Source organism: Citrobacter amalonaticus Y19 (assembly GCF_000981805.1).
Lineage (GTDB): Bacteria > Pseudomonadota > Gammaproteobacteria > Enterobacterales > Enterobacteriaceae > Citrobacter_A > Citrobacter_A amalonaticus_C.
This window is the reverse complement of the sequence record NZ_CP011132.1, coordinates 3,434,216-3,457,552: the sequence shown is the minus strand read 5'-3', so window position 1 is coordinate 3,457,552 and position 23,337 is coordinate 3,434,216. Positions and strand designations below refer to the sequence as shown.

Annotated in this window: 17 protein-coding genes, 1 tRNA gene and 1 pseudogene; 7 read left to right on the top strand and 12 right to left on the bottom strand. The window is 53.8% G+C overall.

What is annotated here, in order from left to right; all coding sequences use genetic code 11:
- Positions 1 to 2: 2 nt before the first annotated feature.
- Together ygfK and mocA are read right to left on the bottom strand one after the other, a co-directional pair.
- Positions 3 to 3,101, bottom strand: a complete 3,099-nt coding sequence (ygfK, locus tag F384_RS15880) for a putative selenate reductase subunit YgfK (RefSeq protein WP_046486903.1) — start codon at positions 3,099 to 3,101, stop codon at positions 3 to 5.
- A 379-nt stretch (positions 3,102 to 3,480) separates the two neighbouring features.
- Positions 3,481 to 4,053: a molybdenum cofactor cytidylyltransferase gene (gene mocA, locus F384_RS15875; protein ID WP_046486900.1), complete on the bottom strand. Its 573-nt coding sequence runs from the start codon at positions 4,051 to 4,053 to the stop codon at positions 3,481 to 3,483.
- Between the two features lie 48 nt (positions 4,054 to 4,101).
- Here mocA and yqeC point away from each other — a divergent pair, with 48 nt between their 5' ends.
- Both yqeC and yqeB read left to right on the top strand, forming a co-directional pair.
- Entirely contained in the window at positions 4,102 to 4,869 is a 768-nt protein-coding gene (gene yqeC, locus F384_RS15870; RefSeq protein ID WP_046486897.1) for a selenium cofactor biosynthesis protein YqeC, read from the top strand.
- A 49-nt stretch (positions 4,870 to 4,918) separates the two neighbouring features.
- Entirely contained in the window at positions 4,919 to 6,544 is a 1,626-nt protein-coding gene (yqeB, locus tag F384_RS15865) for a selenium-dependent molybdenum cofactor biosynthesis protein YqeB (RefSeq protein ID WP_046486894.1), read from the top strand.
- Between the two features lie 91 nt (positions 6,545 to 6,635).
- Here the strand turns inward: yqeB and arcC are convergent, their stop codons facing one another.
- From arcC to ygeW, 5 genes are read right to left on the bottom strand one after another with little or no spacing between them, the layout of a single operon-like run.
- The gene (arcC, locus tag F384_RS15860) at positions 6,636 to 7,568 is read right to left on the bottom strand and encodes a carbamate kinase (protein WP_046486891.1); all 933 of its coding nucleotides are present in this window, start codon (positions 7,566 to 7,568) and stop codon (positions 6,636 to 6,638) included.
- A gap of 13 nt (positions 7,569 to 7,581) precedes the next feature.
- Positions 7,582 to 8,988: a dihydropyrimidinase gene (gene hydA / locus F384_RS15855; RefSeq protein WP_046486888.1), complete on the bottom strand. Its 1,407-nt coding sequence runs from the start codon at positions 8,986 to 8,988 to the stop codon at positions 7,582 to 7,584.
- Between the two features lie 48 nt (positions 8,989 to 9,036).
- Positions 9,037 to 10,248: a YgeY family selenium metabolism-linked hydrolase gene (locus F384_RS15850; RefSeq protein WP_046486885.1), complete on the bottom strand. Its 1,212-nt coding sequence runs from the start codon at positions 10,246 to 10,248 to the stop codon at positions 9,037 to 9,039.
- A gap of 59 nt (positions 10,249 to 10,307) precedes the next feature.
- Positions 10,308 to 11,504: a diaminopropionate ammonia-lyase gene (dpaL, locus tag F384_RS15845; RefSeq protein WP_046486882.1), complete on the bottom strand. Its 1,197-nt coding sequence runs from the start codon at positions 11,502 to 11,504 to the stop codon at positions 10,308 to 10,310.
- A 56-nt stretch (positions 11,505 to 11,560) separates the two neighbouring features.
- Positions 11,561 to 12,748 (bottom strand): knotted carbamoyltransferase YgeW, encoded by a 1,188-nt coding sequence (gene ygeW / locus F384_RS15840; protein ID WP_046486879.1) that lies wholly within the window; start codon positions 12,746 to 12,748, stop codon positions 11,561 to 11,563.
- A 467-nt stretch (positions 12,749 to 13,215) separates the two neighbouring features.
- Between ygeW and F384_RS15835 the strand changes: the two genes are divergently transcribed.
- Positions 13,216 to 14,994: a sigma-54 interaction domain-containing protein gene (locus F384_RS15835; protein ID WP_046486875.1), complete on the top strand. Its 1,779-nt coding sequence runs from the start codon at positions 13,216 to 13,218 to the stop codon at positions 14,992 to 14,994.
- A gap of 89 nt (positions 14,995 to 15,083) precedes the next feature.
- On the opposite strand, the gene xdhC is transcribed toward F384_RS15835, so the two are convergent.
- From xdhC to xdhA, 3 genes are read right to left on the bottom strand one after another with little or no spacing between them, the layout of a single operon-like run.
- Positions 15,084 to 15,563: a xanthine dehydrogenase iron sulfur-binding subunit XdhC gene (gene xdhC / locus F384_RS15830; RefSeq protein WP_046486872.1), complete on the bottom strand. Its 480-nt coding sequence runs from the start codon at positions 15,561 to 15,563 to the stop codon at positions 15,084 to 15,086.
- Complete coding sequence (gene xdhB, locus F384_RS15825) at positions 15,560 to 16,438, bottom strand: xanthine dehydrogenase FAD-binding subunit XdhB (RefSeq protein ID WP_046486868.1); 879 nt, start codon at positions 16,436 to 16,438, stop codon at positions 15,560 to 15,562. Before xdhB ends, xdhC begins: the two co-directional genes overlap by 4 nt.
- 10 nt (positions 16,439 to 16,448) lie before the next feature.
- A complete protein-coding gene (xdhA, locus tag F384_RS15820) occupies positions 16,449 to 18,746 on the bottom strand; it encodes a xanthine dehydrogenase molybdenum-binding subunit XdhA (protein ID WP_046486865.1) in 2,298 nt (765 codons plus the stop codon).
- Positions 18,747 to 19,067: 321 nt separating this feature from the next.
- On the opposite strand from xdhA, the gene actS reads away from it, so the two are divergent.
- The 4 genes and pseudogenes from actS to F384_RS15800 all read left to right on the top strand — a co-directional run bounded on the left by actS (position 19,068) and on the right by F384_RS15800 (position 20,843).
- Positions 19,068 to 19,817 carry an amidase activator ActS gene (gene actS / locus F384_RS15815; protein ID WP_046486860.1) on the top strand — a complete coding sequence of 250 codons (750 nt, stop codon included), beginning with the start codon at positions 19,068 to 19,070 and terminating at the stop codon, positions 19,815 to 19,817.
- A gap of 79 nt (positions 19,818 to 19,896) precedes the next feature.
- A tRNA-Gly gene (locus F384_RS15810) sits at positions 19,897 to 19,970 on the top strand.
- A 170-nt stretch (positions 19,971 to 20,140) separates the two neighbouring features.
- Positions 20,141 to 20,320, top strand: a pseudogene (locus F384_RS15805) (phage integrase central domain-containing protein); the annotation flags it as partial.
- Positions 20,321 to 20,489: 169 nt separating this feature from the next.
- A complete protein-coding gene (locus F384_RS15800) occupies positions 20,490 to 20,843 on the top strand; it encodes an ester cyclase (protein WP_046486853.1) in 354 nt (117 codons plus the stop codon).
- A 528-nt stretch (positions 20,844 to 21,371) separates the two neighbouring features.
- On the opposite strand, the gene F384_RS15795 is transcribed toward F384_RS15800, so the two are convergent.
- Complete coding sequence (locus F384_RS15795; protein WP_046486851.1) at positions 21,372 to 21,887, bottom strand: serine acetyltransferase; 516 nt, start codon at positions 21,885 to 21,887, stop codon at positions 21,372 to 21,374.
- A 12-nt stretch (positions 21,888 to 21,899) separates the two neighbouring features.
- Positions 21,900 to 23,324, bottom strand: coding sequence for a DUF4832 domain-containing protein (locus F384_RS15790; protein ID WP_052746942.1), 1,425 nt, complete (start codon positions 23,322 to 23,324; stop codon positions 21,900 to 21,902).
- Positions 23,325 to 23,337: the final 13 nt, after the last annotated feature.

Sequence of the window (23,337 nt, the reverse complement as noted above, 5' to 3'; positions counted from 1 at the left end):
GATTACACCTCCACGCGGCCTAACAGGTAATGGTGATGCTGGTGGACATAGCTGATGATGCGGCACATGTCATCCAGTTCCGGCGGGATGCTGGCGAACTGCCCATCATTGCGGATGGTTAACACCCAGCTTTGGTTATTCAGCCGGACCCTGACCCGAGAGTCTTCCACCAGGAAACCTGGGTTGCTGCTGTTGTCGAAATCCTGCGGCAGGCTAAAGAGCGTGACTTTGTCTTTATATGGCTTGCCCTGCCACGGGCAGAATTGGGCGCAGTTACCGCATTCGTTGCAGTAAGCGTCCAGGTGCAGCGTCTGGAAACGGTTCTGGAAGCCAGGAACAGGAATCGACACATTGGCGCGGTTCGGACAGACATCCACGCATTTGCTGCAGACATAGTTACATTCAAGGCAGCGGGCCGCTTCCTGGGCGACAAAAGCGTCACGGTCGTTTTTATCGACCGTCGCGACCGCAATCTCGCCTTTACGCTGATAGATTTCAGTGGCGCTGACGTTATTCCAGCGCTTATCGCCGTGGTGAGAGCGGATATTTTCCCGCCAGAGGATGGTATCCGTAGCCCGACGCGCCGAGCCGATGGCGGCAACAATGGATGATGGACCGCGCTGGACGTCGCCAATCATGAACACGTCGCTGAGGCGGGTTTCGCCGTTGCTGTTCACCGCAGGCCAGCCTTTGCTATCCAGCGGTATGCCCATTGCGTTCAGCGCGTCCGTATCCTGCTGTTCACCAATGGCGGTAATCAGGCTATCGATGTGCAGGGTCAGCGTTTCGTCGGTTTCAACCGGACGGCGACGCCCTTTCTCATCCGCCTCCCCGAGCGTCATGACGCGCAGGGTGAGCGTACCATCCGCATCAAAGCGTTCCGGATTATTAAGGAAACGGAACTCAACCCCATCGTGCAGGGCTTCTTCATACTCTTCACGCCAGGCGGGCATCTCCTGCAACGAACGACGGTAGACCACGGTGACTTTTTCCACACCCGGCACGCGCAGTGCCGCACGGGCACAGTCCATCGCCGTGTTGCCCGCGCCGACGATCGCCACATGTTTACCGAGCGTCAATGCGGCTCCCAGGTTGTACTCACGCAGGAAAGGAAGCGATTTCCAGATGTTGGGGTTGTCGCCATCGAGCCTTACTCCGCTGTTTTTGTCCGTACCGGTTGCGACCAAAACATAGTGGAATCCCTGATCTTTTAAGCCCTGTACGGTCAGATCAGGCGCACAGCCATATTCGAACTTCACGCCGTGATCGGCGACAAAATCGATATCGTGCTGGATGAGTTCTGCCGGAATACGGAACTGGGGAATGATATTTTTTACCACGCCACCCGCATTGGCTTCGCGCTCGAATAGCGTCACCGGATGTCCGGCCCGGGCAAGAAAGTAACCGGCGGCAAGCCCGGCAGGACCCGCGCCGATGACCGCGACAGGATGACGTGACCCCGAGCCTGCGGGTTTATGCCAGCGCTGTTTGTACTCTTCCCAGCCTTTTTCCAGCGCCACTTTTTTCAGTTCACGAATGTTAAGCGCGCTGTCGTAGTCCAGACGGGTACAGTTGTATTGACATTGATGATCGCAGATATGACCAGTGATCGCGGGGAGGGCATTTCGCTGATAAATCAGCTCCAGCGCGTCGGCATAACGCTGCTCGCCAAGCAGGCGAATATACTCCGGAATATCTTGTTTGATGGCGCAAGCTGTAATACAGGGCGCCACGTAGCAGTCGGTCAACGGCAAGCCGTCGGCCACGTCGATGCGTTCTTCAGGCTTCCAGTGTTTCTGGGTGTAGGCCATTGTGATGGCCTCTTCAGCCAGCCGATTCAGGCGAGCGACATCGACATGCGCCATCTCCCACGCATCCGAGGATTCCAGCTCGCGCATACAGGCGCTCAGACGCAGGTAACCGCCGGGTTTTAACAGGTCGGTCGCCATTGTGATCGGGCGAATGCCAGTGTCGAAGATATCGCGGATGGTCAATTGGCTGGCGCCGCCGGAATAGGAGATGGGCAATTTGCCGTCAAACGCCCGGGAAAGCACGGCGGCTACGTTGATAGAGAGAGGGAACAGCGCCCGGCCGGACATATACATCTCTTCACCGGGAAGCGCGCCTTTGTTATTAATGGTACCGAGGGTATTGGTGAGTTTGACGCCAAAACCCAGCGATTTTTCTTTTGCCAGCGTCATCAGCCGCTGCAACATCTCCAGCGCCTGGGTGAGTTTGAGATCGTGCTCGAATGACTCCTCTTTTAAGCCGATATAACCAAAGCCGCAGCGGTCCAGAATTTCACGCGCGCGCGGGTAACCCAGCAGCGTCGGATTCAGCTTCACAAAGGTATTTAACCCTTTCTCTTCCAGCATATAGCGGCAGATGGCTTCTATTTCGTGCGGCGGACAACCATGCATCGTGGACAGCGTGACGCCCTGCACCAGTTTTGCGGGAATGCGCGCCGGTAGCGCCTGGAGACGTTCCCTATGTTTGTTCAACCCGTGGCGCGCCAGGAACGTCTCATCGTGCAGCCACTGCTGCAGCGTGTCCCGATACTGCGCGAACTTAGGATGCGCCGACGCGTCCATCATGTTGTCGATGAACTGCTGCATCGGTGGTTGTTTGATGCCGTCAAGGTTATAGCCGACACTCATATTAAAAATGAACGACTTATCAGCGCCGGAAGGTTGCAGCAGTTGTTCCAGCAAATGCAGCGCGAACCAGGCTTTAAGATACTCATCCCATGCTTTCAGCAGGGTAAATTCCGTTGACCATTCGGTATTGAAGCACTCATCTTCCGCATCGATACAGGGTTTTTCCAGCTCCAGCCGATCGAGAATTTGGACTGTTTTGAGTTCAATGAACCGACCGCCGGTCAGCCAGGAGGTGATGATATTTTGTGCGAGTTGCGTGTGCGGGCCGGCGGCGGGGCCGACGGGGGTGGCACAGGTTTCACCGAATACGCTTACCGATTTGCCTTTTTCCGGTGAATAGAACTGCTGCTCAGGAATACCAAAAATCGAGCGCTGCTCCTGATATTCATCAAATAGGCGCGTCAAAAGTTCCTCAAACGGAATCGGACGCATTATATCCCCCATAACCCTCTCCTTAGCTTTACTCGGCTTCCTTCAGATCGTTGCAAGACAACGGGAAGGAACGCGTGTTCATAGATGTTATTGGTTGACCGGGACTGATAAAGCCGGCGGTTTGGAGAGATAGAGCAACATTCACACCACTCTGCCAAAACAGCGCCATAAAAATATAATTTTGTGAGATGGTTCTAATCTTTAGTCTGCTTTGTGAAATATTTCACAAACGCTAAATGAGAATGAAAATCAGCCGGGAGAGTTATTGCAATAAGGTATTTCATCGCCACATTCTATTTTCTCAAAAATGGCGAGCGCTTATCATTATGATAAGTGAGAAAATGAATCGGGAGAATATTTGAACGCAATCGTTTAACTACAGGCTTGCTATTTATTTGTATCGACTCTGCACGTTGATAAAATCCTCTGGAGTATCAATATCCAGAGTGATACGGGAATCGTTCATTTCAATGGTATTATGTTTTCCGCGCAGCAATGCCTGACGCATGCTGCTGACATTCGGTTGTGATATGGCCTGCAAGAGGCATTTTTTAGAGAGTAAAATGGGATGCCCCGGCTGACCCTGATAGCAGGGGATAATGGCGCTCTCGTTGCGTAACGCCCAGATTTTACGAAAGATATCGCGGTTCAGTTCTGGCATATCACCGTGGGTAATGAAGCAGTATTCACTGCACACAGCGGCTGCGCCGACCTTAATTGACGTAAATAAGCCCTGCGCGTAATCCGGATTGTACGTAATAATAATATTGGGCTGATTCGCATAGCGATTATGTATCTCCGTTGCGCGATAACCGGAAACTAATATCACTCTGTTGCAAAATTGCAGCGCGTTTTTGATACTTGCATCAAGAATTGTTCCCCCATGCCAGGGTAACATCATTTTCCATTTTCCCATTCTGGATGATAACCCAGCAGCAGTAATTATACAGTCGACCACAGGCATAGCGATTCCATAATGTCTATTAGACGTTGTGTCACTTCAGAGAGGCTTATGAGTATATCGGGTCATGCTTCTTTATTCTTTGATTTAGGTGCACAGAAACGGCCTACGGTTATTTCGGTTGTCGGCGCGGGTGGGAAAACCAGTACCCTTTTCTGGCTCGCTCGCCGCTTTCAATTATCAGGTCGGCGGGTATTTATCACCACCACGACGCATATGTTTCTGCCTGATCCGCCCTGGCCAACCCTTTTCTGCCGGGAACCCGCTTGCTTGCCATATCACACCTTAATGCAACCCATCATAACCTGCTTTCAGTCATGGAAAGCGCCATTGGGAAAAGCGAGTGGCTTCTCGCCAGACGCCATAGATGCGCTGGCCAGGCGAGCGGAATGTGATGTGGTTCTCGTCGAGGCAGACGGTGCCCGCGGAATGCCGCTCAAAGCGCCAGATGAGCACGAACCTTGCATACCTGAAAGCAGTTGCTGCGTGATTGCCGTTATGGGTGGACACCTTCTGGGGAAAAGCGTAGGGGCAGAGCTGGTGCATCGCTGGCCGCAGTTCGCCGGGATTACTGGCCTGACGGAGGGATCCCCCTTAACGCTGAAGGCGCTTATCCGACTGGTTCAGCATCCACAGGGGGCATTCAAAAATGCCCCGCCTGCCAGTCGACGAGTCTGGTTTCTCAATCGTTTTTCTCAATCTGAGAATGCTATTGAGGAACGTGAGCTCATCCAGCCGTTGTCAGACGGTGATGTGGAGGCTATCTGGCTGGGAAATGCCCAAGAAACGCCTGCAATCGCGCGCAGATTTGTGAGATAGCGACGCCGGGAAACACCGGGTTACTGAAAGGATATCCATTGAGGTTCGTATGAATATTTTCACAGAGGCTGCAAAACTTGAAGAGCAAAACCGCCCCTTTGCGCTGGCGCAGATTGTCGATAGCCGGGGTTCCACGCCCCGCCATTCGGCACAGATGCTGGTGCATCAGGATGGGTCTATCGTCGGGACTATCGGCGGGGGCATGGTGGAGCGCAAGGTGATCGATGAGGCGCTGCTGGCGTTACAGGAGAGAAAGCCGCGCATGTTCCATGGCCGGATGGCCCGCAACGGTGCCGATGCCGTCGGCTCGGATTGCGGCGGCGCGATGTCGGTCTTTATTAGCGTCCACGGCCTGCGTCCACGACTGGTGTTAATCGGTGGCGGACATGTGAACCGGGCGATTGCGCAGAGTGCGGCGCTGTTAGGGTTTGATATCGCCGTGGCGGATGTTTATCGCGAGAGCGTCAATCCGGACGCGTTCCCCCCTTCGGTACAACTGTTACATGTCGATTCTTTTTCCGCAGCGGTAGATGCGCTGGAGATCCGTCCAGACAACTTTGTGCTCATCGCGACGAATAATCAGGATCGGGAAGCGCTGGATAAATTGATCGAACAGCCCGTCGCGTGGTTGGGTCTGCTGGCGAGCCGTCGAAAAGTGCAGTTGTTCATGCGTCAGTTACGGGAAAAGGGCGTCGGTGAGGAGCACATTGCTCGTCTGCATGCGCCTGTTGGTTACAACATTGGTGCGGAAACGCCGCAGGAAATTGCGATCAGCGTGCTGGCGGAGATCCTACAGGTTAAAAACAATGCCCCGGGCGGACTGATGATGCGAGCCGCACACCCATCCGGTCATCAACGCGTGGTGATCCGCGGCGCGGGGGATATTGCCAGCGGCGTGGCGCTGCGTCTGTTCCATGCTGGTTTTAAAGTGATCATGCTTGAAGTGGAGAAACCGACCGTCATTCGCCGCAGCGTGGCGTTCGCGCAGGCGGTCTTTGATGGTGAAATGATCGTGGAAGGCGTGACGGCCCGGTTGGCCACCTCATCAGCAGAGGCGGCGGCGTTAGCCGAACGCGGCTTCATTCCCATTCTGGTTGATCCCGCCGGTTCGCTGATTGACGCACTGAAACCCATCTGCGTGGTGGATGCTATCCTGGCAAAACAGAATCTGGGCACGCGCAAAGAGATGGCTCCCGTGACCCTTGCGTTGGGGCCGGGATTTACTGCGGGTGAAGACTGCCATGCGGTGATTGAAACGAATCGCGGACACTGGCTGGGACAGGTGATTTACGCCGGTTGTGCGCAGGAAAATACCGGTATTCCTGGCAATATCATGGGGCATACCGCACGACGGGTGATCCGTGCGCCTGCCGCAGGCATTATGCGTGCCAGAGTGAAATTAGGCGATCTGGTGGAAGAGGGAGAGGTGATAGCCTGGATTGGGGAGCACGAAATCAAAGCGCCGCTGTCGGGTATGGTGCGCGGTCTGTTAAGCGATGGGCTGGCGGTGGTGGGCGGCTTTAAGATTGGCGATATCGATCCCCGTGGCGAGACAGCCGATTTTACCAGCGTCTCCGATAAGGCAAGAGCGATAGGCGGCGGTGTACTGGAAGCGCTAATGATGCTGATGCATCAGGGTGTGACGTCAACGAATGAGGTACTTGAAGTGGCGTAGAACGGTTTGCCGGATGGCACTGCGTTTATCCGGCCTACGGGGAGTCAATGGTAGGCCGGGCGAACGACGCGCGCCCGGCAAACGCACCAGACTACTGGCAGATTACGGTTCCGGTTTTTCCTTCAATCCCTTCTTTCGCTTTACTCAGCACCGTAATCAGGGCTTCCCGGCCGGGACGGGAGCGGGCAAACGACGCCGCGGCCTCGACTTTTGGCAGCATAGAACCTTTGGCAAAATGCCCCTCGCTGATAAAGCGTTCCGCGTCACTCAACGACAGACGATCCAGCCATTGCTCATTTTCTTTGCCAAAGTTAATCGCGACTTTTTCGACAGCCGTCAGGATGATGAGCATATCCGCATCGATCATTTCTGCCAGGCGGGCGCTGGCCCAGTCCTTGTCGATCACCGCGCTGGCGCCACGCAGATGGTTGCCCTCACGAATCACCGGGATTCCGCCTCCGCCCACGGTAATGACCACCTGTCCGGCCTCAACCAGCGCGTTGACGGTCTCTTTTTCGATAATGTCCACTGGCTTAGGCGAAGCAACGACGCGACGATAACCGCGACCCGCATCTTCTTTGAGCGTATAACCTTGTTTCTCAAGCTGTTCCGCTTCCTGCTGCGTGAAGAATGAACCGATGGGTTTGGTGGGATTCAGGAACGCAGGATCGTTGGCGTCGACCTCAACCTGCGTCACCAGCGTGGCGACAGGTTTGTGCATCCCGCGTGAGAGTAATTCTTCGCGCAGCGCGTTTTGCAGATCGTAACCGATATAGCCCTGGCTTAATGCCACGCAGACGGACATCGGCAGCATGGGAGAGTGCGCTTCTGTTTTTGCCGCCGCTTCAAATGCCTGGTTTATCATACCTACCTGCGGCCCATTACCGTGGGTCACGATAACTTCATGACCCTGCGCGATGAGATCCACAATGGCCTGCGCCGTGATTTTGACGGCCTGCATCTGTCCGGCCAGATCGTCGCCCAGGGCGTTACCCCCCAGCGCGAGAACAATTTTCTTCCTCATTTTTCCTCACTTGTCATACACAGTTGTCTGTTTCACAAACGCAGGACGGGGTAAACGGTTTACGTCGTAAAAAGCGGCCCCGGCCTGCTTTCCCTGTAAAGACGCCATCGCTGAAGACGGTTTCGCCACGCGACAGCGTTCTGACAATCGTTCCCTGACAGCGGAAACCCTCCCAGGGCGAATAGTCAGCGTTATCGTGCAGGCGGGCATGATGGATTTCCTGGCTCTGGCGGGGATCGATAATGACTACGTCGCCATCAGCGCCTGGTGCCAGTCGCCCCTTTTGCGGCCACAGACCGAACAGTCTGGCGGGCATCGCACTGGTCAACGCGACAAAACGTTCAGGGGTAATTCGTCCGCTCATGACGCCTTCAGAAAAGAGCAGTTGCAGGCGGTTTTCCACGCCGGGCAAACCATTCGGACAGCGGCTAAAATCACCGCCTGAGATCTGCAGGCGTTGTGCTGTTGAGAAGGTGCAGTGGTCGGTTGCCACCACGTCGATGGCTCCGTCGCTGATGCCGCACCAGAGTTTGTCCTGCTCACGAACATTGCGTAACGGCGGACTGAGAATGAAGTTCAGGCCGTCTTTGGCGTCATAACGGCGTTCATCCAGCAGCAGATACTGCGGACAGGTCTCTATCCACACGGACTGATGATTTGCTTTCGCCAGGCGTAAATAGTCCAGCCCCAGACCGTTGGACAGGTGAACGATATACAACGGCGCGTTACCTGCAAGCTGCGCAAGGTTAATCATCCGGGCGATGGCCTCGGCTTCACATTCCAGCGGTCTGCTCAGGGCGTGATAGCGCGGCGAGGTTAAGCCAGCGGCAATGAATTCGGCCCGTTTACTGGCGATAGCGGCATCGTTTTCCGGGTGGACGGTGGTTAGCGCGCCGGACTTGTGCAGACGGCGCAGCGCCTGCAAGGTTTCATCATCGTTGAGTTTGTACTGGTAGGTTAGATAGAGCTTGAAGCTGCTGATGCCTTCTTCCACCATCATCGGGATCTCATCGAGGATGGCGTGATTGACGTGCTGAATGACACCGTGGAAACTGTAGTCGATCGCCGCTTTATGTGCGGCATACCCCTGGTAAACCTCCAGTTGGTGGCGCAAGTGGCAGCCTGTCGGACCAAATCCCATATGATCGATAATGGTTGTTGTACCGCCACACGCCGCCGCGCGGGTGCCGGTAAAAAAATCATCACAGCTACGGGCGAGGCCTGTGTCGATATTGAAATGTGTATGCACATCCACGCCGCCGGGAAAAACGTAACATCCCGCTGCGTCAATCACTTCACAAGAGGGAGGCGGTGCGATCTCCGCATCTAGTTGGCGAACAATACCGTTCTCAATCAGTAAGTCCTGTCTTGCCTGTCCGTCGGCGTTAACGACGAGGCCATTTTTAATCAATACGTGCATAGCACACTCCAGAAATCCCCCGGTAAGCCGGGGGAGGCAGAGGGATTGTTATTTCGTTGCCAGCCAGGACAGTGGAATGGCCGCGTACATCGCAGCGCAGGTCACCAGATGCGATTTCCAGGTTTTTTCGTTTGGCGCGTGGGCTTCGGGTTCTTTACCCGGACCAAAACCGATCACCGGGATACCGTGACGTCCCATAATCGATACGCCGTTCGTGGAGAAGGTCCACTTGTCGACCACCGGCGCTTTGCCGAACAGTCCTTCATAGGCATTGACCAGCGCCTTGACGGTGAAGTGATCTTCTTCCACCTTCCAGGTCGGGAAGTAGCATTCGGTGGGGTAAACCAGTCCGGTCCAGGAGGGGCGGTCATAGTTGTACATCGAGACCACCGCATTGGCTGCTTTCACCGCCGGCAGGGCGCGAATCTCTTCCAGCGCACCTTCCCAGGTTTCGCCCCAGGTCAGACGACGGTCGATGGAGACGGCGCAACTGTCCGCCACGGCGCAGCGGCTGGGTGACGTGAAGAAGATTTCGGAAACGGTTAAGGTTCCTTTGCCGAGGAAGTCGTCCCAGGCCAGATTCTGTGACAATTCCTGTAACTCGTTGAGGATGGGGCCCATTTTGAAGATGGCGTTATCACCGCGTTCCGGGGCGGAACCGTGGCAACTGATCCCCTGCACATCAATGCGTATTTCCATGCGTCCGCGCTGTCCACGGTAGACCTGACAATCGGTTGGTTCGGTGCTGACGACGAATTCCGGGCGGATACCGGATTGCTCGATGATGTACTGCCAGCACAGGCCGTCGCAGTCCTCTTCCTGTACCGTACCGGTGACCAGCAGCGTGTACTCATCTTCCAGACCGAGATCTTTTATGATCTTCCCGGCGTAAACCATGGACGCCATGCCGCCTTCCTGGTCAGACGTGCCGCGTCCGCCGATCAGTTCGTCGGTCTCCATCCCTTCGTAGGGATCGAAATTCCAGTTCTTGATGTTGCCAATACCAACCGTATCGATATGCGCGTCCATCGCCACCAGGCGCGGACCATGGCCGATGTACCCCAGAATGTTGCCCATCGGGTCGATCTCGACTTTATCAAAACCGACTTTCTCCATTTCCTGCTTGATACGATGGATGACACGTTTTTCATCGCAACTCTCGCTGGGAATGGCGACCATGTCGCGCAGGAAACGCGTCATGTCCTCTTTGTAGTCGTTTGCTTTTTCAAGGATCAGTTTAAAGGGAATGTGCTTAGCCATGACTTTTCTCCAGTGTTCGCTCCCGAATCTCCTGGGGAGCGTTGTCCAATAGGGGGTAATTACAGTGCGACCGGATGTTTGCCTTCCCAGACCACTTCGCGGTAGTGCTTCATATCGGTGTCGCCTTCGGTACTGATGACCAGCACAACGGCGTCTTTATCTAACGCCAGTTTGTCCATTAAGGCCTGACGCTGTGGGTGATGATGGACGGCCGCCAGAACGCCTAACCCCACGGCTCCGGACTCTCCGGAGATCACGCGCGGGTCGTTGCCAAAAGGATTGCCCAGTACGCGCATGCCCAGCGCGGCAACGCTGTCCTGACAGGAGATAAACTGTGTGGCGCAGTTGCGCAGAATTTCCCAGCCGAGCGGATTGGGTTCACCACAGGCCAGACCGGCCATGATGGTTGCCATATCCCCACCGACGTTGACGATGTCGCCTTTCACGCCGGAACGATAAATGCAGTCCGCTTTGTCCGGTTCGACGATGATGCTGTGCAGATTTTGCGGGCCATAGACGTCCACCAGATAGCCCAACACGCCGCCCGCCATTGCGCCAACGCCAGCCTGTAACAGCACGTGGGTCGGCGTGACGTCCATGGCGCGCATTTGCTCAACGGCTTCATCGGCCAGCGTCGCGTATCCCTGCATAATCCAGGTGGGAATTTTGGTGTAGCCTTCCCAGGCGGTGTCCTGCACCACTTCCCAGCCATTTTGTTGGGCGTGCTGCATGGTCAGACGAACGGTATCGTCATAGTTCATGTCGGTGACGATACACTCTGCACCGAGGTTGAGAATGGCGTCCACGCGCTCTTGCGCAGAGCCTTTCGGCATGTAAATCACCGCATTTTGTCCGAGCTGTTGTGCCGCCCAAGCGATACCGCGACCGTGGTTGCCGTCGGTGGTGGTGGCAAACGTCATTTTTTCGCCGATGGCGTTTTTGAGCTGTTCGAAAGAGAGCGTCTCAATATCAAGATGATATTTCTCACACAGCAGGCAGGCGATGGCCCAGGCCCCGCCGAGCATCTTGAACGCGTTCAGTCCAAAGCGTTTTGATTCATCTTTGACGAGGATTTTCTTCACGCCAAACAGGCAGGCAAGGTCATCCAGCGCGCAGAGCGGCGTTGGATGGTAGCCGTCGATCTTTTGATGGAACTGGCGAGCGGCTTTGGCCTGCTTTTGCGAAAAAAGGGGCGACGTTTCACCGTTGTAAAAGCGGTTATCGGCAATATCGATCTTCAATGAGAAAACGGACATATCCTATCCTTTTGGCCTCCGGAAAGGAGAGCCGACCGGCAGGTCGGCTCAGGGGGTTATTTCACGCGTGGTTGCGCTTCTTTCAACAGTTGTTCCAGCAGCACGCCTGGCTTCGGATATTTGCGCGAGAGGATCATCGCGGCGATGATGTAGGGCTTCCAACTGGCTTCTTTGTAAGTCGCGATGCGGTATTTTTCGAATACGGCGTCGGTGACCTCGCCCTCTTTGCAGGAGACGCCGCTGATATCCGCAGGCAGGCAGTGCATATACAGCGCTTCGCCGTCGCGGGTGAGTTGCATCATTTCTTCAGTGCAGTGCCAGTTTTTATGCTTCGCATTTTGCTCAAGGCACTGTCTTTCCAGCTCTTTCAGGGCCGCGTGGTCATTGGCCCGCAGAAGTTCAGTACGCTCTTCCATCACTTTGTAAGGCGCCCATGACTTCGGATAGACGATGTCGGCGTCTTTGAAGGCTTCTTCCATACTGGTGACCTGACGGAAACTGCCGCCGGACGCGTTCGCGTTGTTTTTCGCCACTTCAATCACGTCAGGGATCAGGTCATAACCTTCCGGATGCGCGAGGGTGACGTCCATACCGAAGCGGGTCATCAGACCGATAATGCCCTGTGGCACGGAGAGGGGTTTGCCGTAACTGGGTGAGTAAGCCCAGGTCATGGCGATTTTTTTACCTTTGAGGTTTTCCAGAGAGCCGAAGTGTTCACGCAGCCAGGCCAGATCCGCCATCGCCTGCGTCGGGTGGTCGATATCGCATTGCAGGTTAACTAACGCCGGACGCTGCGGGAGTACGCCCTGTTTGTAGCCGTCATCAAGCGCGGCGCCGACTTCACGCATATAGGCATTGCCCGCACCAAGATACATGTCGTCGCGAATACCAATGGCATCGGCGCAGAAGGAGATCATGTTGGCCGTTTCGCGGACGGTCTCGCCGTGCGCGATCTGTGATTTCCCTTCGTCCAGATCCTGCTGAGCCAGGCCGAGCAGGTTAAGGGCGGAGGCATAGGAGAAACGGGTACGGGTGGAGTTATCGCGGAAGACGGAAATTCCTAATCCACTATTGAAGACTTTGGTGGTGATGTTTTCGGCACGCAGCATTTTCAGTGCGGCAGCGACGTCCAGGACTTGTTTCAGTTCATCCGGCGTCTGCTCCCATGTAAGCAAAAAATCCTTCTCGTGAAGGTGTGAGGTCAGCGAATTGATATCCTTTATCAGCTCATTAACAGTTTTCATTGTAAGATCCTGGTAGTGGAATGACGGCAAGGTGGCTTATCCGCGGTAATGACAAGCGGCATTACCGATATACTAGGGACTAACAATAAGTGTGCCAAAGTGAATCCGGCGGCGGATAAACGGGAATTAATCCGGCAATATGTGGTCCTGATCACAGAATAAAGCTATTTGTAATTCGTTATGAAAATACGAAAACGTTTGGCTTAATAAATATCGCAATCTGTCAATGAATTTACGGGCGGAATAATACCAGAGAGGGGAGTAAATACCGCCAGTTTGATAAACTCCCCCCGTTGATTCTCATATTGATATGGAAATGTGATTTCTCTTGCATATTTTCATTATAAAATGATAAAGAGCCTGTGTTTTTATCAAAGCAAATTTTGTCTGAGTTAGTATCCTTATATTCTACGAACCATCAATGTCTTCAATGATCAATCATTTAAGTGATTCCGGAAGGTAAGACTATGGTGCTTGCAACAACGCAGTCCGTTTTGATGCAGATTCAACCTACAATTCAGCGTTTCGCCAGAATGCTTGCCAGCGTTTTGCAACTCGAAGTTGAGATCGTTGATGACAACCTCTGCCGTGTCGCGGGAACCGGCGCTTACGGTAAATACCTCGGACGCCCATTGAGCGGCAACTCCAGATTGTTGCGCTATGTACTGGAAAGTAAAAAAGAAAAAGTTGTGACGCATTCCCGCTTTGATCCGCTGTGCGAAGATTGCGATAGCAAGGAGAACTGTCGTGAGAAAGCGTTTCTGGGAACGCCGGTCATTATGCAGGACCGCTGTGTCGGCGTGATCAGTTTGATTGCCGTAACGCATGAACAGCAGGAGCATATCAATGACAACCTGCGCGAATTTTCAGATTATGTTCGCCATATATCCACCATTTTTGTTTCAAAGCTTCTTGAAGATCAGAGTGGGAGTGACAACATCAGTAAAATATTTTCGACAATGATCGAGAATATGGATCAAGGTGTGTTAGTCATTGATGAAGATAACCGCGTACAATTCGCGAATCAAACCGCGTTAAAAATTCTCGGCGCGGTGCAGAATAATATGATGGGAAAGTCGGTCAGGTTCCGGCCATTAACGTTTGAAAGTAATTTCACCCACGGGCATATGCAACATATTGTCTCCTGGGATGATAAAAGTGAACTGATTATTGGTCAGTTGCATCATGTTGCAGGGCGGCAGTTATTCCTGATGGCCTTCCATCAGTCGCATACCAGTTCCTCTGTGTCGATTGCCACCGATGAGCCGCATATTGAGCAACTGGTTGGTGAATGCCGGGTCATGCGCCAGCTTAAGCGACTGATTAGTCGTATTGCGCCCAGTCCCTCCAGCATCATGATTGTGGGGGAAAGCGGCACCGGGAAAGAGGTGGTCGCGCGCGCCATTCACAAACTGAGTGAACGACGCAATAAACCGTTTATCGCCATTAACTGCGCGGCGATACCGGAACAGTTGCTGGAGAGCGAACTGTTTGGCTATGTCAAAGGCGCATTCACCGGCGCTTCCGCCAATGGTAAAACCGGCCTGATTCAGGCGGCGAACAGTGGAACGCTTTTTCTCGATGAAATTGGCGATATGCCATTGATGTTACAGGCTAAACTACTCAGGGCTATTGAAGCGAGAGAGGTGTTGCCGCTGGGGGCGAGCAGTCCGGTTCAGGTCGATATCCGCATTATTTCAGCCACCAATCAAAACCTCGGGCAGTTCATCGCCGAAGGTAAATTCCGCGAAGATCTGTTCTATCGATTGAACGTTATCCCTTTGACCCTGCCGCCGCTACGTGAGCGACAGGACGATATTGAACTGCTGGTGCACTATTTTCTGCATCTGCATACTCGCCGCTTAGGGTTGGTTTACCCGGGTATTGCACCGGATGTTGTGACCCTGCTCAGACACCATCAATGGCCAGGTAACCTGCGCGAATTAAGCAACCTGATGGAGTATCTGGTCAACGTGGTTCCTTCGGGTGAGGTGATCGACAGTACGCTCTTACCGCCAAATCTGATCAACAACGGTAAAGCGCCAGAACCGGTTGGTGTGGTGGCTCATATGGCGCAGTTGTTGTCTGATGACACTGGTGGAACCGCGCTGGAAGAGATGGAAAAGCAGATGATCCGCGAAGCGCTATCCCGCCACTCCAATAAAAAACAGGTGGCGGATGAGCTAGGTATCGGGATTGCGACGCTTTATCGCAAGATCAAAAAGTACGAACTGATGAGCGTTTAACTCAACACGCCAACGCGTTCAGGTTGCATCAGGGGGGCAAGCGGGCGAATGCCACCTCCCCGGAGGCAACCTGAAGGGAGGGGCGTTAATTATTCCGGCTCAGTACAGCGCTGTACGGTATCGACAATCATCTGATAACCGGTGCAACGACACAGATTTCCCGCAAGTCCGCGACGGATCTCCAGAATGGTTAACGGCTGTTCCCGCGGCTTTGCCAGCATCGCGGTGGTCGCCATAATCAAACCCGGTGTGCAAAAACCGCACTGCACGGCACCGGATCTGGCATAAGCCATCTGGACTTGCGAGAGTTGGCCACCAGCCGATTCGCCTTCCAGTGTGCGGATCTCTTTTCCTGCTGCCCACGCGGCAAGATACAGGCAACTGTCAATGGCTGTACCGTCAACCAGAACCGTACAGGCACCGCATTCACCGACACAGCATCCCTGTTTAACGCTCAGCAACCCTTGTTCGCGCAGGAGTTCAGAAAGCGGCATTCCCGCCTGAATGCTGAGCTGAAAAGGGTGACCATTAACGACGCATTCCAGCGTAATTCGGTTAGTGTCATTCATTGCAGCTTTCCTCCCGCCGCGACAACGGCTTCAGTAACCACTTTCCGGGTCATCGTCTGGATGAGATGCAGACGAAATTCCTTACTGGCCCGCCAGGAAGAGCGCGGGGAGACGTCTTGCAGAACGGATTCAGCGATCGCGTCCAGCGTTTGCAGGGTCAATGGCGCATTTTTTGCCGCGTTCTCCGCATGCTGACAGCGGACTGGCGTGGGCGCCGCAACGCCGAACGCCAGGCGAAGTTCGTTAACACCGCCGTTATCCAGTTGGCATCGTGCCGCACAGCCAATGGTCGAAATGTCCATCGCATCGCGCATGGCATATTTAAAATGTGCGCTGCCGGTATGGGCTCTGGGCTGCGGGGGGAAATGAAAGGCGACAAGGATTTCATTTTGCTCAAGAGCGACTTTTCCGGGACCGGTGTGAAAGCCGTTGATGCTGGTGAAACGCACCCCCTTCGGCGAGTAAATCTCAAGTGTGGCGTCATAAATTAGCGTTGGCGTTGCCGAGTCTGCGCTGGTTGCGCCATTGCAGATATTTCCGCCGTAGGTGGCGACATTGCGGATTTGCGGTCCGGCAATAGAGGCGGCAGCGGCGCACAGGGCAGGCAGATATCGTTGCGTGATGGGATTCTCGATAATCTCGCTAAAGGTGGTGGCGGAACCGATGCGCAACCCCTTCTCCTTTGTCAGCGTAATACCCCGCAGTTCGGGCAGATTATGGATGTCGACGATATGACGGTAACCCGCATTATGATGATGAAGTTGGATCAGAACGTCGGTTCCACCGGCGAGCAGTTTCGCCTGTGGATAGCGCGCCAGCAGGCTGATAGCCTCGGCAATGCCTGACGCGCGATGGTAAGAAGCAAAGTCAAACATGGTCTTATCCTCAAATCAAGCCAGCCTGGTGAAACTCCGCATACAACCGTTTTGGCGTCAGGGGCAGCGTATCAATCGCAACGCCTGTGGCCATTTTCACTGCGTTACGAATGGCTGCAGCAACCGGGATGATAGGCGGCTCGCCGAGGGATTTATGCCCATACGCTGATTGTGGCTCCTGGGTTTCAACGAATGCGCTTTCCAGTTGCGGCAGGTCGGGCATGGTTGGCATTTTGTAATCGAGGAGATTCGGGTTTCGCACCAGGCCACTTTCCGCATCGATGATCATCTCTTCAAACAGCGACCAGCCAATGCCCATCCCCATCCCGCCATGCACCTGTCCTTCCGCCAGTTGCGGGTTCAGAATATGACCGGAATCGTGGACATTGAGGATGCGGTTGACTGTGACCTTGCACAGCGCGATATCAACGCTCAGATCGACAAACGTGCAGCCAAACGCCGGTGGATTGGTGGTGGTTTTCACGGAGCATTCTGCTGACAGCTGGCCGCCGCGTTCCGGGTGATAAAAGGCATCCATCGCCAGCTCTTTTAATGACAGCAATGGAGAGTCCGGGCGATCGATAAGGACGATGCTACCTGCCGTCAGCGTCAGGCTCATGACGGACTGATGCAGCATGTCGGCCGCGTGATGAAGGATCTTATCGCGCAGTTGTATTGCTGCTTTGCGCAGCGCCGGTGCGGCGACATAGCTTTGGCGAGAGGCAAATGCGCCGGGGTCGAACGGGGTAATATCGGTATCCTGGGTCGAAATAACGTGTACATCGCTGACCGGTACGCCGAGGGTTTCCGCCACCATCTGCGAGAAGACCGTATCCGCCCCCTGACCGATTTCCGTGGCGCCGCTCTGAACGTTGATCGTGCCATCCTGATTCATAAGCAGACGGGCACCGGCGATCTCCACACCAACCGGCCAGGTGTTGGAGGTGTAGCTAAAGCAGGCGACGCCGACACCCCGGCGGATATTGCCCTGCTGGTGCTGACATTCAGCACGACGGGCGTCCCATTCAAACAGTGCGCGACCTTTTTGCAGACACTCCGGGAGTCCCGCGCTGTAGATGCGTTTGCCGGTAATTGGGTTCTTATCGCCTTCGCAGGCCGCATTACGCAACCGAACCTCGACCGGGTCGAGTCCCAGCGCCGTCGCGGCGTCATCCAGCATTGATTCCACGGCAAAGATCACCTGCGGCGCGCCGTAGCCGCGCATCGCGCCAGCGGAAGGGAGATTGGTATAGCAGGTGGTGGAACGGTAAGCATACGCGCTACGGGGATAGAGATAGGCCACTTTGTTGCCGCCCGCCGAGGCGATCGAGTGTCCGTGCGAGGCGTAAGCACCGGTATTTGACAGGACATCCAGACGATAGCCTTTCAACGTGCCGTCGCGATTGAGCCCCATCTGTCCATCAATTGTGAACGCATGGCGGGTACGGGAAGCGAGAAAACACTCTTCGCGACTCAGCGAGACTTTCACCGGTATACCGCCCAGTTTACGGGTCAGGAACGCGGCCATTGGCTCTTCCAGCACATCCTGCTTGTTGCCAAATCCGCCGCCAACGTACGGTTTGATCACCCGCACGCATGACCAGGGAATATCCAGCGCCTGACCCACAACCCGCCGTACAATGTGCGGAATCTGCGTACTGGAGACGATGGAAATACGTGAGTCATCTTCCATCCAGGCAAATGAGGTGACGCTTTCCATATGGCAGTGTTGAATAACCGGCGTCTGGTAATGTCCCTGGAGTTGATAATCTGCGGCATCAATGGCCTGTTGCACATCCCCGGTGGTCATTTCACTGCAATTGAGCAGATTACCGCCGGGATGAATGGGGACAGCATCATGCGCCAGGGCGGCCTCTGGTGTGGTAATCACCGGGAGTGTTTCCCATTCCACCTTCACCAGCAGGGCCGCTTTCTCCGCGGTTAACTCGTCTCTTGCCACGACAATCGCGACCGCATCGCCATGATGGCGTACGTGACGGGTCAACAGTAAACGGTCGGCGGTGTCGCGCTTGTTTTCATCCAGCGTCCAGGCGTGTCCTGCCGTGGCGAATGGAATATCAGGTACATCTTCCCAGGTAAACACGGCCAACACCCCGGGCAGGCTTTTCGCTTCGTCACAGTTGATGCTGGTGGCGTAACCATGGGCAATCGGGCTGCGAACGTACTTGGCATAACACATGCCCGCCATCATGTAATCATCAGTATATCGAGCCCGCCCGGTCACTTTAGCAATGGCATCCACGCGCATACATGACTCACCGGTAGCGGTTGCTTCCCGCGCATCCATAAACGTCCCCTTGATTTGACTATTCGGATCCTGAACAACCGTTAAATCAGGCAAGAATTACGCCAGAAGCGCAAAGTTGTGCTGCGAGAGAAGGGAAGTGTGATGGAGATAATAATATGACCTGTTGAAGGGGATAACAGACCGGGGAAAACGGATGTCTTGCGTATCATTATGAGTTTAATCAACTCATTGTGATACACGGTAAGTGGCAGTGATAGGGTTTATCTGGCAGTCCGTGATGATACTAACCGACGCAATAAATTTGGCATCCGGATTATGGCTGCTATCATATGGCGTCTGTGTATGTAGCGAGGAACGGTTTTGAGCGCAGGACGCCTGAAGAAAAATAGCCTGGGTATTGCCATGCTGCTTTGTGCAGGATTGCTGATCGCAGGCTGCTCGGGGAGCAAATCGTCTGATTCTGGATCCTATTCTGGCGCCGTTTATACCGTCAAACGGGGGGATACCCTTTACCGTATTTCACGCACGACCGGTACCAGTGTCAAAGACCTTGCGCGTCTGAACGGCATTTCTCCGCCGTATACCATTGAGGTTGGGCAAAAGCTGAAGCTTGGCGGATCGAAAACGGCCTCGGCGAAATCGACTAAAAAAGCATCCAGCAAAACGGCAGCGGTCAGACCGTCTTCTTCTGTGCCGCAATCGTCCTGGCCCCCGGTGGGCCAACGTTGTTGGCAATGGCCTGCCAGCGGTAAGGTGGTCCTGCCATACTCCACGGCGGAAGGTGGCAACAAAGGGATCGACATTTCCGCTGCCCGTGGTACGCCGGTTTATGCCGCCGGGGCAGGGAAGGTGGTCTATGTGGGCAACCAGCTGCGCGGTTACGGTAATCTCATCATGATCAAACACGGTGAAGATTACATTACTGCCTACGCGCACAATGACACGATGCTGGTGAATAACGGGCAAAGCGTGAAGGCCGGACAGAAAATTGCCACGATGGGCAGTACTGATGCGGCCTCGGTGCGGTTGCACTTTCAGATTCGTTATCGCGCAACGGCTATCGATCCGCAGCGTTATCTACCGCCGCAGGGCAGCAAACCAAAATGCTGACGGCGAATTAATCGCCAGTCAGCCGGTCTGTCCCTTGCCAACAAGAAAGTAAGGTTTATAATGCCTTACGCACTCCAAAGCGGGCGTAGTTCAATGGTAGAACGAGAGCTTCCCAAGCTCTATACGAGGGTTCGATTCCCTTCGCCCGCTCCAAACTCAACTCTCCTGAAGTCTACCAAACTCAACTTTCCCTTGATAAATCAGCAGTTATAGCAATTTATTAGTGTATTGAACTCAATAGTACTCCCTCAGGGTCAAGCTTAATGTGGGGGTATGGATGGGGCATAATTGTACCTCTGCTGAGAGGTACCCCCAATGAAGCTGACCGCTGGTCTGTTTCCTACCGTGAAGAGATGCTGAGAACCTTTGAAAAGGATGTGTTTCCTTATATCGGTCACCGACCAATCAAAGATATCAAGCCGATGGAGTTGCTTGCTGTTCTTTCAAAGACAGAAGCGCGAGGGGTAATTGAAAAGGTCCGCAAGGTTCGCCAGCGTTGTGGGGTCAATCCAGTTAGAAAAAATCAAGACAGCTTAAAAAAAGGAATCCGTATGGGTTCCCTTTACTGATCGCTAATTGGTTAGGCTATCTTTTAAATTAATGTTGAACTTGACAAGTTTTTGATGCTACGGTAAGGAAAAGGGAATATTTACAGGTTTGGAGGAAAATCACATGAAGCCAAAAGAAATAGTTTGCCAATGGGTTGACGCATTTAATAATGCTGATTTAGAAATTATTTCAGAATTATATGATGATAATGCAATAAACCATCAGGTTGCCAATGAGCCAGTTATTGGGAAAGAGGCTATAAAGAAAATGTTTGAACAAGACTTTTCTTTCCCAGAAATGGTTTGTATCGTTGAAAACATTTTCGAAGATGGACAATGGGCAATTTTAGAGTGGCGTGATCCATTAGGTTTGAGAGGTTGCGGTTTTTTTCACATAGTAAACAATAAGATTTTATTTCAAAGGGGCTACTGGGATAAGCTATCTTTCTTAAAACAGCACAATTTGCCTATTGAATAAAATGAATATGTATCTTATATGAATAGTTTTGCAAATTTCTTAAAGTGTGCATTAAGGGAAGCATAATAACTTCCCTTAGAATGGTTATAATATCAACATTATATTAAAACATGGCCATCGGTTAAAGTACTGATCATATCATTAACACGCTTTGGTGATGCCTAATTGAAATATGATAAAATCAGTCCAGTCAGTGGGAAGGGTAATATTCATCTTATAGAAATCTTTACGTGCTGATACAAAATCTTTATATAGTCTCGAAAATCGGTCTCAATCCACTTGAGGAAATATATGGAGAGGATGCTCCACATATTACTATTGGTGGCGTTACACCACTAACGTGTTCTCTTTCTGTCGATAAAATGTGGATATTGAATAACAAGCTAGCAAGGGAATTCAGAAAGAGCGGGTACAAGGATGAATGTAGTTATTTCATGGGGTATTCATTCATTGTAAGTCTCCAGCATAATCGTGCCATTCACATTTAGCGATCCTCCGGCATAATCAATCTGCCAATGAAGGAGATCGCTATGCGTCCACCCGTGATGACAGCACGCGAAAACCCGCGCCAACGGCAACTGCCCCCGCAGGCAGATCTTTGGTCACCACGGTACCTGCGCCAATCGTCGCACCATCACCAATGGTCACGCTGCCAATCACCATCGCGTTAGCACCACACTCGACGTCGTTACCCAGTACCGGGCTGGCGCTGACGCGCCCGTCGCGGTGGGTGATATTACCGATGGTCACCCCCTGGCGTAACGTGCAGTTCTCGCCAATCACCACGTCGCGGCCAATCACTATCGCGTGTGGATGGAAAATTTTCAGCCCGTAGCCAATGCGCGCGTGGTGCGGGATTTCGACGCTAAACAGGCATTCAGCGATCAGCTTATTGAGGATGACAAACGGCAGCCCCAGCAGCCTGGCCAGCGGGTTGCGGCTGCGCCACAGCGTAGACATGCGGTAGAGCAGGATCACCAGTTTAGATTTTAAGGCGCCAGCACCGGCAATTTCCTGCCAGGCGCGCTGCATGTTGGTTGCCATGTTCAGGTCTCCTTATTGGATAGTGACAATCGACAGGCGGTACCAGCCGTCGCTGCGCAGTCCTTCGTTCGCGAGCTTGATGCGCGCCTGCTGGTTGCCATCAACGAGCGCAACATCAAGATGATAACGACCGGGCTTGAGGTTTTTGGGCACCGGCAGGGTGAACTGGGTGGCCTGCGGGCCGGGTAGCCACTGGCGGATATCATCATCGGTCATCGACTGCTCAACGGTATTGTCGCTGGCATCCTGCAGCCGCCACGCCACGCGATAGCGTAGGTAAACAGGCGCAACGCCGTCGTTTGTCCATTGAGTCGTGAGCTTCAGCGGTTGTCCTGCATGGGCAAGAGCGTCGTGAGTCAGGGAAGCCACGCGGAAACGGTAGCCGATTTTTTCCAGCGCTTTATCGACAATGTCGCGATACTGGGCGGGAACTTCGCGGGATTTCAGATTCAGCGTGCTGGCGTGATGCTTCAGCGCCCAATCGTAAGTTGCCTGCACCTGTTCACGCGTGTAGTGCTGCACCGACTGCCACTCCGCCATGTAGCCGCAAATCTCAAGGCTTATCGGCGCTTTTTTCCAGCTGTCGTTGAAACCCGGGAAGGAGGTCTGCGCGGCGGCGAGGCGCTGCGGATAATCATCGCGCATATGGCTCCAGTCACGGGTGAAGTTGTGCCAGTCACCCCAGCAGTCGGCGCGCCAGCCAGCCCCTTTTTTCGCTGCGTAGGCGAGTGTTTCACCGCCGCTGATGAGCATGATTTTCGGCGTTTTTGGGAAGGCGGCAACGTGCATATCCACATAGCGATTCAGCTGCGCGGGCGTGTAGCGCTCCAGCAGCGGTTTCACGTTCGGGAAGTTGCTGTTATGCCACTCGCCCCACGAACCCACCATGCCAATATCGAGGTAGGCAAGTTCTGGATTGCCGTCATAGCGTTTGCCAAAGGCATTCAACAGCTTTTGGGCATAGCTGATGAACAGCGGGTCGTCGAGGTCGGGAACGAAGGTTTTGCCATCCGCGGTCCAGCTACCTTTAATGCCTTTTTTAATCAGCCAGTCAGGAATGCGCGAGCCGGAGTCCGGCTCTTCCAGCGTCATAAAACGCAGGCCCACGTTCATGGCGGGATTATGGTGTGCCGCCACCGCAAAGGCGCTATCGATCAACGCAAAATTGTACTGCCCCTCAACGGGTTCGAGGTCGCTCCAGTAATAGCGCTGATACTCAATACCGGTATCCGGATAAAGAGAATGGGGCAGGCGTTCGCCGTAGCCGTCGTGGAAGCTTGCCACCCCAGTGCCGGGATTGGTCAGCGGGCCGCTGATGGCCTTCGGCTGTACGGTGGTTTGATTCTCAGCGCTTTGCGCGTTGGCCGATGAGGAAGCAAAGGCCAGCGCGAAGATGAGCGGAATGATTCTACCTGAACCGAGAGTCTGGCAGCGCATGGTGCACTCCTTA